Source organism: Amycolatopsis rhabdoformis, from assembly GCF_035918295.1.
GTDB classification, from domain to species: Bacteria; Actinomycetota; Actinomycetes; order Mycobacteriales; family Pseudonocardiaceae; genus Amycolatopsis; species Amycolatopsis rhabdoformis.
Genome location: NZ_CP142149.1, coordinates 5,899,538 through 5,914,559, shown reverse-complemented (window position 1 = coordinate 5,914,559; position 15,022 = coordinate 5,899,538). Strand labels below are relative to the sequence as shown.

At 69.9% G+C, this 15,022-nt stretch carries 14 protein-coding genes; 8 read left to right on the top strand and 6 right to left on the bottom strand.

The genetic code is table 11. The annotated features are described in order from the left end of the window. The first annotated feature begins 146 nt into the window (after positions 1 to 146). Positions 147 to 2,162: a glycogen debranching N-terminal domain-containing protein gene (locus VSH64_RS27115; RefSeq protein ID WP_326565531.1), complete on the top strand. Its 2,016-nt coding sequence runs from the start codon at positions 147 to 149 to the stop codon at positions 2,160 to 2,162. A gap of 9 nt (positions 2,163 to 2,171) precedes the next feature. Here the strand turns inward: VSH64_RS27115 and VSH64_RS27110 are convergent, their stop codons facing one another. After that, positions 2,172 to 2,825, bottom strand: a complete 654-nt coding sequence (locus VSH64_RS27110; protein WP_326565530.1) for a TetR family transcriptional regulator — start codon at positions 2,823 to 2,825, stop codon at positions 2,172 to 2,174. Positions 2,826 to 2,922: 97 nt separating this feature from the next. On the opposite strand from VSH64_RS27110, the gene VSH64_RS27105 reads away from it, so the two are divergent. After that, entirely contained in the window at positions 2,923 to 3,792 is an 870-nt protein-coding gene (locus tag VSH64_RS27105; protein ID WP_326565529.1) for an SDR family NAD(P)-dependent oxidoreductase, read from the top strand. A gap of 25 nt (positions 3,793 to 3,817) precedes the next feature. Here the strand turns inward: VSH64_RS27105 and VSH64_RS27100 are convergent, their stop codons facing one another. Both VSH64_RS27100 and VSH64_RS27095 read right to left on the bottom strand, forming a co-directional pair. Continuing rightward, complete coding sequence (locus tag VSH64_RS27100; protein ID WP_326565528.1) at positions 3,818 to 4,483, bottom strand: YidC/Oxa1 family membrane protein insertase; 666 nt, start codon at positions 4,481 to 4,483, stop codon at positions 3,818 to 3,820. Positions 4,484 to 4,761: 278 nt separating this feature from the next. Beyond that, positions 4,762 to 5,049 (bottom strand): DUF6412 domain-containing protein, encoded by a 288-nt coding sequence (locus tag VSH64_RS27095; protein ID WP_326565527.1) that lies wholly within the window; start codon positions 5,047 to 5,049, stop codon positions 4,762 to 4,764. Between the two features lie 268 nt (positions 5,050 to 5,317). Here VSH64_RS27095 and rho point away from each other — a divergent pair, with 268 nt between their 5' ends. Both rho and VSH64_RS27085 read left to right on the top strand, forming a co-directional pair. Further along, positions 5,318 to 6,385, top strand: a complete 1,068-nt coding sequence (gene rho, locus VSH64_RS27090; RefSeq protein ID WP_326565526.1) for a transcription termination factor Rho — start codon at positions 5,318 to 5,320, stop codon at positions 6,383 to 6,385. Between the two features lie 23 nt (positions 6,386 to 6,408). Next, positions 6,409 to 6,900, top strand: a complete 492-nt coding sequence (locus VSH64_RS27085) for a MarR family winged helix-turn-helix transcriptional regulator (protein WP_326565525.1) — start codon at positions 6,409 to 6,411, stop codon at positions 6,898 to 6,900. Between the two features lie 49 nt (positions 6,901 to 6,949). Here VSH64_RS27085 and VSH64_RS27080 read toward each other — a convergent pair whose 3' ends face one another. Continuing rightward, positions 6,950 to 8,317, bottom strand: a complete 1,368-nt coding sequence (locus VSH64_RS27080; RefSeq protein WP_326565524.1) for an APC family permease — start codon at positions 8,315 to 8,317, stop codon at positions 6,950 to 6,952. A 166-nt stretch (positions 8,318 to 8,483) separates the two neighbouring features. Between VSH64_RS27080 and VSH64_RS27075 the strand changes: the two genes are divergently transcribed. Then, positions 8,484 to 8,981: an Lrp/AsnC family transcriptional regulator gene (locus VSH64_RS27075; protein WP_326565523.1), complete on the top strand. Its 498-nt coding sequence runs from the start codon at positions 8,484 to 8,486 to the stop codon at positions 8,979 to 8,981. 175 nt (positions 8,982 to 9,156) lie between these two features. After that, complete coding sequence (locus tag VSH64_RS27070; protein ID WP_326565522.1) at positions 9,157 to 10,545, top strand: aspartate aminotransferase family protein; 1,389 nt, start codon at positions 9,157 to 9,159, stop codon at positions 10,543 to 10,545. Here VSH64_RS27070 and VSH64_RS27065 read toward each other — a convergent pair. After that, the gene (locus VSH64_RS27065) at positions 10,542 to 11,090 is read right to left on the bottom strand and encodes a dihydrofolate reductase family protein (RefSeq protein ID WP_326565521.1); all 549 of its coding nucleotides are present in this window, start codon (positions 11,088 to 11,090) and stop codon (positions 10,542 to 10,544) included. The two genes, VSH64_RS27070 and VSH64_RS27065, sit on opposite strands and share 4 nt — an antisense overlap. A 130-nt stretch (positions 11,091 to 11,220) precedes the next feature. Between VSH64_RS27065 and VSH64_RS27060 the strand changes: the two genes are divergently transcribed. Beyond that, on the top strand, positions 11,221 to 11,628 hold the full coding sequence (locus tag VSH64_RS27060) for a hypothetical protein (protein ID WP_326565520.1): 408 nt from the start codon (positions 11,221 to 11,223) through the stop codon (positions 11,626 to 11,628). A 51-nt stretch (positions 11,629 to 11,679) separates the two neighbouring features. Here the strand turns inward: VSH64_RS27060 and VSH64_RS27055 are convergent, their stop codons facing one another. Continuing rightward, a complete protein-coding gene (locus VSH64_RS27055) occupies positions 11,680 to 13,140 on the bottom strand; it encodes an alpha/beta hydrolase (protein ID WP_326565519.1) in 1,461 nt (486 codons plus the stop codon). Between the two features lie 268 nt (positions 13,141 to 13,408). Between VSH64_RS27055 and VSH64_RS27050 the strand changes: the two genes are divergently transcribed. Then, complete coding sequence (locus tag VSH64_RS27050) at positions 13,409 to 14,956, top strand: alpha/beta hydrolase domain-containing protein (protein ID WP_326565518.1); 1,548 nt, start codon at positions 13,409 to 13,411, stop codon at positions 14,954 to 14,956. Positions 14,957 to 15,022: the final 66 nt, after the last annotated feature.

Genomic DNA, 15,022 nt, shown 5'->3' with positions numbered 1-15,022 from the left:
GTCCGTGGTCATGGCGATTTGAACGTTCAATCTGGCGGCTACTCTGATCGTTGGCCGCTGACCTGTCAAGACTTCAATCGAACTTGACACGAACCCGGTTTGATCGATCCAATCGAGGGACAGCCGACCCACCGGAGGACGTTTCCATGCAGCCCCTGCTCCACGACCTCGCGATCGCCCTGCGGGCCCCGACCGTCGTCCTCTCCGGTCGCGACGGCCAGATCCGCGGCAACGGCACGCAGGGCCTGCTGCACGGTGACCTGCGGCTCGTGAGCGAAGCGGTGGTGACCGTCGACGGCCACGAGCCCGTGCCGATCGGGTTCGAGGAGCCGGCGGCCGACCGCGGCACCTTCACCGGGCTGCTGCGCCACCTCGGTGACCCCGGCCCGGATCCGACGGTGTGGCTGCGCCGCCACCGTCGCGTCACGGCGAGCGGGGTGACCGAGGAGCTCGAACTGGTGTCGTCGGCCGCCGAGGCGGTGGAGTGCGTGGTCGAGCTGGTGCTGGCGGCGGACTTCGCGTCGATCGAGGTGATCAAGTCGGGTGAGTCGTCCTCACCGCTGGTGCCGGTGCGCGTGGACGGTGGGGTGCGGTGGTCGCAGGGCCTGGTCGGCGCGGTGGTCGCCACCGATGGCGGGACCACTGTGGACGGTGGACGCGTGCTGGTGAAGTGGCGGGTGCGGGTGGAAGACCGCGTGGAACTGCACTGGACGCTCACCGCCACCGACCCGGAGGCACCCTTCGTGCCGGGCTCCGCCGCACGGCTGCCGAAGCCGGTGGTAGAGGCCGACGACCGGCGGTTCACGGCCTTGCTCGACCGCTCGCTCGACGACCTCGACGCGTTGCTGCTCGCCGAACGCGAGCACCCGGCCGACGTGTTTGCGGGCGCCGGCGCGCCGTGGTTCTTCACGCTCTTCGGCCGCGACAGCCTGTGGGCGGCGCGCCTGGCGTTGCCGCTGTCGCTCCAACTGGCCGGCGGCACCCTGCGCACGCTCGCGCGGGCCCAGGGTGAGCACCACGACCCGGCGACCGGCGAGGCGCCGGGCAAGATCCTGCACGAACGCCGCCGCACCGGCTTCGAGGTGCACGGCATGTCGCTGCCCGCGCGCTACTACGGCACGGTCGACGCCACCGCGCTGTGGGTCGGCCTGCTGTACGACGCCTGGCGCTGGGGTCTGCCCGAAGCCGAGGTGCGCGCGTTGCTGCCGAACCTGCGCGCCGCGTTGTTCTGGATCACCGGCCTCTCCGACACCGATGGCGACGGCTTCGCCGAATACCTCGACGAAAGCGGCCGCGGCCTGGCCAACCAGGGCTGGAAGGACTCGGGCGACGCCGTGCGCTTCGCCGACGGCACGATCGCCAAGCCGCCCGTCGCCCTCGCCGAGGTGCAGGGCTACCAGTACGAGGCCGCCGTGCGAGCTGCCGAACTGCTGGCGGCGCTGGGCGAACCGACCGACGGCCTGCTCGACTGGGCCGAAACCTTGCGCACCCGCTTCCGCTCGCGCTTCTGGGTGTCCACTTCGGACGGTCACTACCCGGCCCTGGCTCTGGACGGCGCCAAACAACCCGTCGACTCGCTCACGAGCAACATCGGCCACCTCCTGGGCACCGGCCTGCTGGACCCGGCGGAAAGCTCGTCGATCGGCGACCTGCTGCTCGGTCCGGCGCTGTCCGCCGGCTTCGGCCTGCGCACCATGTCCTCCACGAACGGCGGCTTTTCGCCGCTCAGCTACCACTGTGGCTCCGTCTGGCCCCACGACACGGCGGTGGTCGTGCGCGGTCTGCACCTTTCGGGCCAGTCGTCGCACGCCGCTTCCCTGGGCCGGCAACTCGTCGCCGCGGCAGGGGCTTTCGACAATCGGCTGCCGGAACTGTTCTCGGGCTACGGCTCGGCCGACGTGTCCGCACCGCTGCCGTATCCCGCGTCGTGCCGCCCGCAGGCCTGGGCCGCTGCCTCGGCGGTGACGCTGCTGGTCACCTTCCTGGGCCTGCGCGTCGATGTCCCCGCCGGCGTCGTGACGCTGGACCCACCGCGCCCGAGCCCGGTCGGCGCTCTGAAGGTGACGGGCCTGCCGCTGGCCGGCGGCACGCTCGACGTGACCGTGGCGGCCGACGGCACGGTCACGGATCTGCGGCTGCCGCCGGGTCTTCGGCGGGGTTGACCGAATCGCTCAGCGGGTGAGCCCGGCGATGGTGGCGGTGAGCAGTCGCACGAGCGTCGGCTCGAAGTCGCCGACCGCGAGATAACTCAGGCCGGGATCGGATTCCAGGGCGGTGGCCAGCGCGGCACCGGGGTGGGTGGCCTGCCACAACGTCGCGGCCAGGGCGCTGGTCGCCGTGATCACGTCGAGAGCGGCCGCCTCGCCCAGCCCCGGGGCGGCGGCCTCGATCGCCGTCCGCATGCGCGCGATCGCGGCGCCGCTCGTGTGCTTGAACTCCACCACCCGCGCCACCTCGACGTCGTGCTCCAGGTGGAGCGGCACGTTCGCCAGCAGATCGCACAGCAGTGGATCGCGGGCCAGCGCCGCGGTGAGCAGGCCGGCCAGCTCGGCGGAGGAGACCTGCCGCTCGTGAAGCTCCGCCACGACCTCGTCCGCCCATCGGTCCCAGCCCTGCGCGGCCAGCCGCAACAGCACGTCGCGATGGGAATCGAAGTAGCGGCGGACCGCCGAATGGTGCACTCCGGCGCGCTGTGCCACCGCGGTCAGCGTCACCGACTTCACGCCGTGTTCGAGCGCGAGCTCGCGCGCGGCTTCGACCAGATCCTGCGCGCGCCGCGCCTTGTGCTCGGCCGAGCGCGCGCGCCGGAACGGGGTGGTTTCCACGTCCTCCACTGTAACGCACACGGTGTGCGTTGACGGATTCCCGGCTCGCGGCTACCGTTCTTAACGCACAAGGTGTGCGATAAGTGGAGGGATGGCCGTGAACAAGGGGAACAGCAAGGTCCTGATCGTCACCGGAGCCACGTCCGGCATGGGACGGGCCGTCGCGCTCGGCGCGGCCGCGGCGGGCTACACCGTGGTCGCCACGGGGCGGGACGCGAACCGGATGGCGCGGCTGGAGAAGGACGCCGCCGACCGCGGCACGGAGCTGGACGTCCGCTTCCTGGAGATCACCGACCACCCGGCCGTCGCCGCGCTCGTCGCCGACGTGGCCGAGGCGCACGGGCGCCTCGACGCGGTCGTGTCGCAGGCCGGCGGGATCTACACGCTCGGCACCGCCGAGCAGATCACCATGGACGGCTACCGGTACGTGATGGAGCGCAACTTCTTCGGCAACCTCGCCGTGATCAAGGCCGCGCTGCCGCACCTGCGGGCGAGCCGGGGCCGGCTGATCGTGACCACCAGCGCCAACGGTCTCGTCGGCGCGCCCTACAACGACGCGTACGCGGCGTCGAAGTTCGCGCTGGAGGGCGCGGTGGAGTCGCTCGCGCCGGTGGTGGCCCGGTACGGCGTGAAGACCACGATGGTCGAGCCCGGTCCGGTCGCCACCGACCTCGTCGCGGCCCACCGGTTCGACCGACTGCTGCCCAACGAGCACCTCGACGACAGCCCGTACCCGCAACCGTGGGAGCTGCTGTCGCGGATCATCGCCGGCGCCGGCGCGAGCGCGATGCAGCCCGCCGAGGAGGTCGGTGAGCAGATCCTGGACCTGCTCACGCAGGAGAACCCGCCGCTGCGGTTCCAGACGACCCCGTGGACCACCGACTTCGTGGCCCCGAAGATGTCGGGCGACCTCGACGGGCGCAAGGTGCTCGCAGCCGGCGAGGCCTACCTGGCCCTCGCCGACTGACCCGGCTTGCCCGCGGTTGCCGGACCTACCGGTTGAGCACCATCCGCTCGACGACGGTCCACGTCGTGGTCGTCAGCAGGTACAGCGAAGCGGCCAGGGGAACAAAAGCGGTGACCGCGACTGTTCCATAGGGCAGGAGGCGCAGGAATCGAGCGCCGGGCGCGGTCAGGTCGCGTTGGCGGTCCTGCCAGCGGATCGAGAGCCAGGCCACCACGGCGAGCAGGCCGGCCACCACGAGAACCACCGGGGCAGCCGCGAGGCCGTGGGCGCCGAGCGCGACGCCGAAGAGCGTGCTGCCGAGCAAGGCGTTGGGCGCGCCGGCGATCACGGCCGTGCTGAAGAGGTGGTACATCACCCAGAAGAACGGCAGCTGCACGAGCATCGGCAGGCATCCCACGAAGATCGAGGTGCCCGACTCCTGCTGCAGCTTCGCCATCTCCGAAGCCAGCTTTTCGCGGTTCTTGCCGTGTTTTTCCTGCAGTTTGCGGATTTCGGGCGCCAGCGCGGTGCGGGCCTGCTGACCGCGGGCGGCGGCCCGGGCGAACGGCACGAGCAGCAGCCGCACGGCCACGGTGAACACCACGATCGCGGCGGCCGCCGCCAGTGAGCCGGTGACCGGTTCGGTCGCGTCGGCGAGCCAGTGGACGAGGTGGTACGCGCCGGCGACGGGCACGTCGAGGAATTCGAGCATGACGGAACTCCCAAGGGAGAAGTCGGTTCAGGACACCAACACGACTCGACGCTCACTCGCCCCCACTGCTCCGACCACTCCACTGTGGTGTTGGGCGCGTTGAGTACGCCCAATCCGGCGTTGGATGCGTTGAGCGCATCGAAGGCCGCAGTATTGAACGCCGCAGTATTGAATGCCGCAGTGGGGCGGATGGGGTTGAACCGGCGCCGAGGCCGACGGCGTGGTGCCACGACCGAGGGACTGTCCTCATCGGACAGATCCGTCGGATCAGGCGAACGTCACGCAGCCGGCGAGGAGGAACCGGGTGCTCGGGGCCGGCTTCGGCCCGGTGCGCCGGGATCGCGCAGCCGTAGGAAGGCGGCGCGACGGGAGCGCTGGTTCAGCGCGGTGCGGCGGGCGCGGACCGGCACGGCCCAGGCGGCCAGCTCACCGCGGTTGGCGTTGCCGACGGCGAGCACCACGATCAGGCTCGCGGCCACCACGGACGCGAACGCGAGGAGCGCGGCCGGGCCACCCTGGTCGAAGAGGTGCGCGGCGGGGAACACGAGCTGCAGCAGTGCGTGCATGCGAACGATCCCCCTCCGGTGTCGTCCCGATGATAGCCGTTCGCGGTCATGCTTGCGGTCAAGATTGTGGTCGCGCTTGTGGTTCAGAGCGCCTCTGCGCTATGCTCACCGTGATCCTCATGGAAGTCGGCCTCGCCGCCCGGAGGAGTTTCCCTCTCTCGAACACTTCTTCACCACCGCGGCTTGTACATCCCGCCCGGTTCGAAGTCCCGTTCGGTCATCTTGGGGTCCGTTCATCGCGACCCTCACCCTGTTTAGGAGCAAAACCATGTCATACCAAGGAATTCTCGACATCCACGGCAAGACCGCCAGCCTCGGCTACGAGCCCGGCGGCCCGTCCGTCCCCTTCGGACTCATCCGCAAGTACAACCTGCGCCGCGGCGACGAAATCGTCGTCGACGGCGAGCAGGTCCTGTCCGTCAACGGTGCGCCGCCGGCGCAGCGCCGCCCGGAGTTCGAGCAGCTCACCCCGGTGCACCCCGACGAGCGGCTGGCGCTCGAAACCACCCGCCACCAGCTCACCACCCGCGTGCTCGACCTCGTCGCGCCGATCGGGAAGGGGCAGCGCGCGCTGATCGTGGCGCCGCCCCGCACCGGCAAGACCTCGGTGCTGCAGGCGATCGCGCAAGGCGTCGCCGAGAACCACCCCGACGTGCACCTCATGGTGCTGCTCGCCGACGAGCGGCCCGAGGAGGTCACCGACATCGAGCGCTCGGTGCGCGGTGAGGTCGTGTCCTCCACGTTCGACCGCAAGCCCGCCGAGCACGTCGCCGTGGCCGAGCTGGCCGTCGAACGCGCCAAGCGGCTCGTGGAAAGCGGCCGCGACGTCGTGCTGCTGCTCGATTCCCTCACCCGCCTCGGCCGTGCCTACAACCTCGCCGCCCGCCCGTCGGGTCGCGTCCTCTCGGGTGGTGTCGACGCCGGTGCGCTGCACCCGATGAAGCGGATCCTCGGCGCCGCGCGCAACATCGAGGAAGGCGGTTCCCTCACGATCATCGCCACGGCGCTCGTCGGCACCGGCTCGCTCGCCGACACTGTGTTCTTCGAAGAGCTCAAGAGCACCGGCAACTCCGAGCTGCGCCTCGACCGCGTGCTCGCCGACCACCGCGTGTTCCCCGCCGTGGAGCTGTTCGGCTCCGGCACCCGCCGCGACGAGCTGCTCGTGCCCGCCGCCGAGCTCCAGGTCATGAACGAGGTCCGCCGCGCGCTGTCCGGCCAGGACCCCAAGCGCGCCACCGAGCAGTTCCTCGAGCAGGTGCGCACCACGAAGTCCAACGCCGAGTTCATCGCCCGCGTCGCCGTGTCGCTCGGCACGCCGGCCGCGCTCGCCGCCTGAGCGCGGGAGGTAATCTCGAAAGCATGGCGACACACGGGCCCGGACCACGGCCGGCCGGCAACCTGGGCTGGGCACTGGGCACGGTGCTGCGCCGCTGGAACGGCGAGGTCGACCACGTCCTCGCCGGCCTGCCCCAAGGACCGCGCGGCTTCCAGGTGCTCGGCGCCGTGGTCCACGCCGACATCCCCACGCAGGCCGCGCTCGCCGCGCACCTCGGCATCGACCGCACCGTGATGACCTACCTGATCGACGAGCTCGTGGACGCGGGTCTCGTCGAACGCAAACCCTCGCCGGAAGACCGCCGCGTGCGCCGCATCGTCGCCACAGCCCAGGGCCGCGAAGCGCTGGCCGAGGCCGAACGCCAGGTCGCCGCCGTGGAGGAAGCCGTGCTCGGCGGACTCACCCCTGAGCAGCGCGCGCTGTTCCAGAACCTCACCTACGAGGCCGCGTGCCTGATCCACGAGCTGGACCCCGTGCCGGACTCGTGCCGCACCGTCTCCGAAGCCCTGCGCTGAGTTCTCCGCGCCGGCACTTCCCCGTCCCTGATTCTTCCGACGCACCGGTTCAGCTGCCCGGCACCGTCACCAGCCAGCGATCCGGCCGCCGCCGCAGGTAGAACAGCCAGTACAACGCCGAAACCACCAGCACCGCAGCCGTGATGCCGAGGTCGAGCGCGGTCTGTTCCACGAGCACGTACCCCAGCGCCAGCACCACGACCACCGGGATCACGGGCCAGCCGGGCATCCGCCACACGTGCGAGCCGCGGTGGGCCGGCCGGCGGGAACCGAACGCGGCGAGCGCGATGGCCAGGTACAGGGCGACCACGGCCACACCGGTCACCCCGCTGAGCGTCTCGACCGGCACGAAACACAGCACCGCCTCGGACAGGCCGACCACGAGCGTCGCGACCCACGGTGAGCCGAAGCGTTGGCCGACCACGCTCAGCGCGCGGTTCACCGGGTCGGGCCAGGCGCGGTCGCGGCCCGAGGCGTAGAGCACGCGCGAGTTCTGGATCACCATCACGATCACCGCGTTCACGATCGCGGCGGCGATGCAGAGGCTGATGATCGTGCCGAGCGTCGAGCCGCTCCAGCTCACCACCAGCGCCGTGAGGTCCACGTCGCCGAGCGGGCCGGTGTCCGCGAGCGTGATGGCGACGACCGGCACGAGGATCACCAGCGCGCTGATGCCGAGCGTCCACAACACGGTGCGTGACACCGTGCGGTGGGGTTCGCGCATTTCCTCGGCGAGGTACACGGCCGTGGAAAACCCTTGCACCACAAAGAGGGCGACGGCGAGGCCGGCGATCACCGTCACGAGCCCGACCCCGCTCACACCGTCGAGGCTCGGGCGCACCAGCACGGCCGGCGAGCGCTCGGCGTGCGCGAAGCCGAGCACCGACACCACCACCACGGCGATGAGCTCGATGGCCAGGAAAACGCCGGTGATCCACGCGTTGGAGCGCAGGTTCGCCAAGCCCATCACGGTCGAGGCCAGCATCACCGCCGCGCCGGCCACCGACGGGTCGAGGTGCACGATCGGGGCCAGGTAGTCGGCCACGCCGATCGCGATGATCGGGGGCACGACCAGGATCACGATGAACGACAGCACGAACGTGATCCAGCCGGCGAAGCGATTGAGCACCGTGGTGACCATGGCGTACTCGCCGCCGGCGCTGGGCACGAGCGTGCCGAGCTCGGAATAGCAGAACGCGATGCCCACGCACAGCAGCACGGCCAGCGCGATGGCCAGCGCCGTGCCGGTGCCGAGGTCGGCGAACAGCGGGGGAACGAGCACGAACAAGGAAGACGCGGGTGTCACGCAGCTCAGCGTGAGCAGCGTGCCGCCGGTGACGCCGATCGACCGCGTCAGCGTGCGGGAAGTTCCGGCGGTGGCTGAGGTCGGGTCGGCAAGAGCCTGATCAGGGGGCATTTTCGCGCGGTCCCTCCGTCGGCGGCGGAATGTTTCGACGGATGGAACAGCACTGATTCGGTGTTGTCAACGTCACCAAGACGACTAAATCCGTCGCCTGGCGCACTGTGGACAGTCGCTTTCAGTCACGGATTCGCTGGCTTGCCGGGCGTCGGGCGGGTCGGGGATGATCCCGGGGGTGACCAGCCAGGAACCGAGCCACCCGCGCCCCGCGCCGCCGGTGATCGACGACATCTCGAAGAAGATCATCGCGCAGCTGCAGGAAGACGGCCGCCGTGCGTACGCGACCATCGGCAAGGCCGTCGGGCTGTCGGAAGCCGCGGTGCGCCAGCGGGTGCAGCGGCTGTCGGATTCAGGCGTGATCCAGATCGTCGCGGTGTCGGATCCCTTGCAGGTAGGGCTTTTGCGGCAGGCCATGGTGGCGATCACCGTCGACGGCCCGCTCGAACCGGTGGCCGACGCCCTCGCGGAGATGGCGGAGATCGACTACGTGGTGCTGTGCGCCGGGCGGTTCGACGTGCTGTGCGAGGTGGTCTGCGCCGACGACGACGCACTGCTGGATCTGATCTCCAACCGCATCCGCACGCTGGTCGGCGTGCGGACCGCGGAGACGTTGATGTACCTGAAGCTGCGCAAGCAGTCGTACCAGTGGGGAACCCGCTGAGTCCGGACGACTAAATCCGAAGGCTCTCATCGGAATTCGGCCGGTAATTAGTTGACCGGGTACGTCCGGTCGACTGATCCGCTTGCGTCCGAAGGTCGGCTCGTGCGATAACCGAGAGGTCCGGCCGGTTCGCGCCGCTTGAGCGCGTCCGGTGCTTCGAGGTCTGCGAGGAGCCATGACCACTACCGCCGAACCCCACGCCGCTGCCGCCGGGATGGCCGAGTCCGCGCGGGACAACCTCTGGCTGCACTTCACGCGCCACTCGAGTTTCGAGTCCTCGGAGGTGCCGGTGATCGTGCGCGGCGAGGGCGCGTACGTGTGGGATTCGCGGGGGAAGCGGTATCTCGACGGGCTGGCCGGGCTGTTCGCCGTGCAGGTGGGCCACGGCCGGGAGGAGCTGGCCGAGGCGGCGGCGCGGCAGACCAAGCAGCTGGCGTACTTCCCGTTGTGGGGCCACGCGCACCCGCCGGCCATCGAGCTGGCCGAGCGGCTCACCGCGGCGGCGCCCGGCGACCTGAACCGGGTGTTCTTCACCGTGAGCGGTGGCGAATCCGTGGAGACGGCCTGGAAGCTGGCGAAGCAGTACTTCAAGGTGGTCGGGAAACCGACCAAGCACAAGGTGATCAGCCGGGCGCTGGCATACCACGGCACTTCGCAGGGCGCGTTGTCGATCACCGGCATTCCCGGTGCCAAGGCCGATTTCGAGCCGCTGGTGCCCAGCACGCTGCGGGTGCCGAACACCAACTTCTACCGCGCGCCGGTGCACGCCGACGACTACGAGGCGTACGGCCGCTGGGCCGCCGACCAGATCGAGCAGGCCATCGAGTTCGAGGGCGCGGACACGGTCGCGGCGGTGTTCCTGGAACCGGTGCAGAACACCGGCGGCTGTTTCGTGCCTCCGCCCGGGTATTTCCAGCGGGTGCGCGAAATCTGCGACCGGCACGACGTGCTGCTGGTGTCCGACGAGGTCATCTGCGCGTTCGGCCGGGTCGGCCACGACTTCGCGGCCAAGCGCTACGGCTACCAGCCCGACATCATCACCGTCGCCAAGGGCCTCACGTCGGGTTACGCGCCGCTGGGCGCGGTGCTGGTGAGCGACCGGCTGGCGGAGCCGTTCGGTTCCGGCGGCACCACGTTCATGCACGGCTCGACCTACGGCGGGCACCCGGTTTCGTGCGCGGTGGCGTTGGCGAACCTCGACCTGATGGAGCGCGACGACCTGTACGGCCACGTTCTCTCGCAGGAAACGGCGTTCCGCGGCACGCTCGACCGGTTGCTGGACCTGCCGATCGTCGGGGACGTGCGCGGTGCCGGCTTCTTCTACGGCATCGAGCTGGTGAAGGACAAGGCGACGAAGGAGACCTTCACCGCCGAGGAGTCGGAGCGCGTGTTGCGGGGCTATCTCTCGGATGCGTTGTTCGAGGCCGGGCTCTACTGCCGGGCCGACGACCGGGCCGAGCCGGTGGTGCAGCTGTCGCCGCCGCTGATCTGCGGGCAGTCGGAGTTCGACGAGATGGAGTCGATCCTGCGCGAGGCGCTCACCGGGGCGTGGAAGCTGCTCTAACCCCTGGGCCGGTAGGTGAGGGCCACGGCCCCGGAGTCGAACTCCTGACGGTTCACCAGCCGCAGGTCGAGCTGGGCCGGCAATCCGTCGAACAGTCTCGGGCCGTGGCCGGCGATACTGGGCTGCACCATGAACTCGTACTCGTCGATCAGGCCCAGCTCGGCGAGTGCGAGCGGCAACGTCACGCCGCCCACGTAGAGGCTCTCGCCCGGCTCGGCCTTCAGCCGTCGTACGGCTTCGCCGAGGTCGCCGGTGATCAGTTCGGCGTTCCAGCCGACCGAGGGCAGGGTGCTGGACACGACGTACTTCTTCGCCGGGTCGATCACCTCGCGGAACGGCAGCATCCACGCCGGCATCGCGTCGACGTTCGCGCCGGGGCCCCAGGCCTCTTCCATCATCTGGTAGGTGACGCGGCCGAAGATCAGGGCGTCGGCGCGGCTCAGGGTGGCCGTGGCGTGCCGGTGGACGTCGATGTTCGGCTCACCGGCGCGGTGGTCGACGCAGCCGTCGAGGGTCACGTTGATGGTGTAGCGCAGGGGTCGCATGCGGTCAGCGTAAACGAGGGACACGGCCGCGCGAAATGCGCAAACAGGACGGATCTGGCAAGGGTCAGCCGAGACGGTCCGGGTTCACTACGCTTCTTCTTGTCACTCACGAAAAACGGGAGGAAGCCGCGTGGCGGGATGGGCCGATCTGGTCGCGTTCATGAGGCAGGAGTACCGGGTGATCCGCGAGGAGCCGGACGAGGTGCGGATCCGCATGGCGTTCGGCGACGACGCGGAGACCACGGGCCGCGCGCAGGTGGTGGTGATCGCGCACGAGATCTTCGACAAGAAGGAAGACTGGGTGCAGATCGCGACGCCGTTCGCGCGCGTGGATGAGGTGGACCTGCTCGACGTGCTGACCGAGGTGGGGCACACGTTGGTGGTCGGCGGGATCGTGGTGATGGGGGAGCACCTGGTGCTGCGCCATTCGCTGCCGTTGGTGAACCTCGACATCAACGAGTTCACCGACCCGTTGGAGCTGGTGGCGGGCTCGGCCGAGCTGCTGGAGCAGCAGTTCACCGGGCGCGACGATTACTGACCTGAAACGGAAAACGGGCCTCCCCGGGGTATCGGGGAGGCCCGTTTTCGGTCAATAGGCCGGATGGTCGACGCGGGACTCGGCGGGGCCGACCGGCACGGCGGCGCAGTGGGTTCCGCGCCTCGGCAGGGTGCCGTCGAGAAGGAACTTGTCCGTTGTGGACACCATGCAGTCGCTGTTCTTGAAGTAGGCGCTGTGGCCCCAGCCGTCGTAGGTCAGCAGCGGCGCGCCGGTCTGGCGGGACAGGTGCTGGGCCCAGGAGTACGGGGTGGCGGGGTCGTAGCGGCTGTTGAGCAGCAGCACCGGCAGGTGGCCGAGGAAGCCCGGGGTGCGCTGCGGGTCGCGCACGGGCGCGGGCCAGCCGAGGCAGCCGGTGGCGGAAGTCCAGGCCAGGGGCGAGAACCGCACGTCGGGGGCGATGGCGGACAGGGACCGGCGGAAGGTTTCGAGCTCGCCGTAACCGCTGATGGGCAGGCGCCAGTCGGAGCAGAAGATGCTGCTGAACGACGTGGGCACGGTGATGTCGCCGAACGCGGATTCGGCGGGCTTGCCGTCGCGCAGGTTGACCATGCTGGTGGCGAGGCCGGCCCAGTCGGGACCGTAGAAGGCGTGCGTGATCATGCCGACCAGCGCGACCGGGTCCAGCGGGTCGTCGGGCGTCCCGAGCCGGCCTTGTTCGGCGCGCGAGTAGAGCTGCGCCATGACCGCGTGCACGTCCTGGCCGTGCAGGGCGCACGACGCGGTGGTGGCACACCAGTGGGCGAACTGGTCGAACATCTCCTGCGTCGCGCGGGTCTGGGAGCTCAGGAACTCCCACGTGCTGCGCACGGAGTGGTCCATGGTGCCGTCGAGCACCAGCGCGCGCACGCGGCCGGGGAAGGTCTCGGCGTACTCCTGGCCCATGAGGGTTCCGTAGGAAGTGCCGTAGTAGGTGAGCTTGGCTTCGCCGAGCGCGGCGCGGATGGCGTCGATGTCGTGGGCGACGCTGGTGGTGTCCACGTGGTCGGCGAGCGGGCCGGTGGTTTTCGCGCAGCTGGCGCCCAGCGCCTGGTTGCGCGCGGTGAGCTGGCGGAATTCGGTGCTGCTCTTGGGCAGCTGCGGGTTCGGCGCGGTGACCTCGGTGAGGCCGCAGCGCACGGGGCTGCTCTGGCCGACGCCGCGCGGGTCGAAGCCCACGGTGTCGAAGCGGGCGGTGATGGCGGGCGAGAGCGTCCAGCCGTCCTGCACCTCGGCAGCGCCCGCGCCGCCGGGGCCGCCGGGGTCCATGAGGATCGAGCCGATGCGGTGCGCGGGGTCGGTGGCCTTGCGGCGGGCGAGGGCGAGCTGGATCGTGCCGTCGCCGGGGTGCGCCCAGTCGATGGGCACGGTCACGGTGCCGCACTCGACGCCGGCGGCGGTGGGGCACGGTTTCCAGTCCACGGTCTCGGTGCTCGCGCCGGCCGCCGGTGCGAGCAGGGCCGTGATCGTGGTGGCCGCCGTGGTGACCACGGCGAGCTTCCTGCCCAGGGCCATGCGCCGCGCCTTTCGCCGATGGGGTGAAGATCAACCGCTTGAGGGGGAATCTTGCCAGAAGATCACCAGCGCGACCGGGTGAGGCTTCGGGGTGGTCTGATGTGGACTTCGTGGAAGTAGAACGGGATTCGGTCTCGACTCTCGTACGTCCGGGCTAATCCGGGCTCGGTCACGAGGGAAAACCGAATGAGATTCTTGACATGGCTGACTAAGCGGGCGTTCACTGGCCGCGCCGGAAAGAGGCTGTCACCCTCGTGAAGGGACGTACATGTCCGGAAACCGCACTCAACGAAGACTGCGTACCACCATCCTCCTGGCACCGCTCACCCTCTTGCTCGCCGCGACGCCGGCGCTCGCCGCGCCTGCTGTTCCCTCTGGTTCTGCCGCTTCTGCTGCGTCGAAACCCCCGACCACCGCTCCCGGCAACGGGCCGGCCACGATCACCGGCCCCATCCCGGCGCAGGGCAAACCCGGCGATCCCGCGCACGACTACGTCTTCTACTCCACGCCGTACAACCTGAAGAAGGCCGGCTACGAGGAAGAAGAGTTCTTCATCTCGGGCACGGCCACGCGCTACAACCCGAACCCGACCGTCGACCAGCAGAAGCAGGCCGCGACGCCGATGGGCACCACGCCGTACACCACGCGAATCGTGGTGCGCCGGCCGGTGAAGCCCGCGAAATCGGCCGGCGTGGCCGTGGTCGACTGGCAGAACGTGACCGCCGGGCACGACATCGACACCGAGTGGGGCACGAGCGCCGACTACTACGTGCGCAACGGCTGGACGTGGGTCGGCGCTTCGGTGCAGCGCGTCGGCGTGAACGGCGCCACGACCGGCGGCACTGCCGGGCTCGGCCTCACGCAGTGGAGCCCGCAGCGCTACGGCTCCCTCGACGTGACCAACGGCGGCGCCGTCACGGACGACTCGCAGTCGTTCGACATCTACACGCAGATCGCGCAGCTGCTCAAGGGCCGCGGCAAGAAGAACCCGTTGGCGGACCTGGGCATCGACCGCGTGTACGCCGGCGGCGCCTCGCAGTCCGGCCGCTACCTCGGCGTGTACTACAACACGGTCCAGCCCCTGCGCCACGCCTACGACGGCTTCCTCTTCGCACTGTCCGACAGCTCCCTGCCCCCGCGCGAGGGTGTCGGCACCAAGGCCATCCGCGTCTACACGGAGAACGACGTCTACCGCGGCGCCGGCGTGCCGAGCAAAACCGCGCCCGACTCGGACACCTTGCGCACCTGGGAAATCGCCGGCGCCTCCCACGTGCCGGCCTACTCCACCGGCACCGACCCGACCGACTTCCGCACCACGCTCGGCGCCATCCAGTCCCGCGAGTTCGGCGAGCAAGCCCCCTTCGCCTGCACCAACCCGGGCCCGAGCCAGGTCGAGTCCTGGGCGGTCTTCCACGCCGCCTACGACGCCCTCGACAAGTGGGTCAGCCGCGGCATCGCCCCACGCCGCGCCGCACCCCTGGCCCTCATCGACCCGGGCCCACCCGCGACGCTGGCCCGCGACCCCCTCGGCCTCGCCCAGGGCGGCATCCGCCTCCCCGACGTGGAAACCCCGACGGGTCTCAACGACGGCATCAACTCTCCCGCCAACCTCGACAACCCCCTGTCGTCATTCTGCGTCCTGTACGGCACGCATCGAGACTTCGACGCCGGCGTGCTGAAGTCGCTGTACTACAACAACAACGACTACCGGCAGCAGGTGTCGGACGTCGTGCAGCGGTTGGAAAACCAGCACTTCCTCCTCCCTGAGGACGGGAAGACGTTGGTCGAACAGGCAGCGAAGCGCAAGCTGTTCTGAGCTCCGCGTTCCGCTGAGATGAAAGACGGCTCCTCGCGAGGAAGCGAGGAGCCGTCTTTTCCCTTG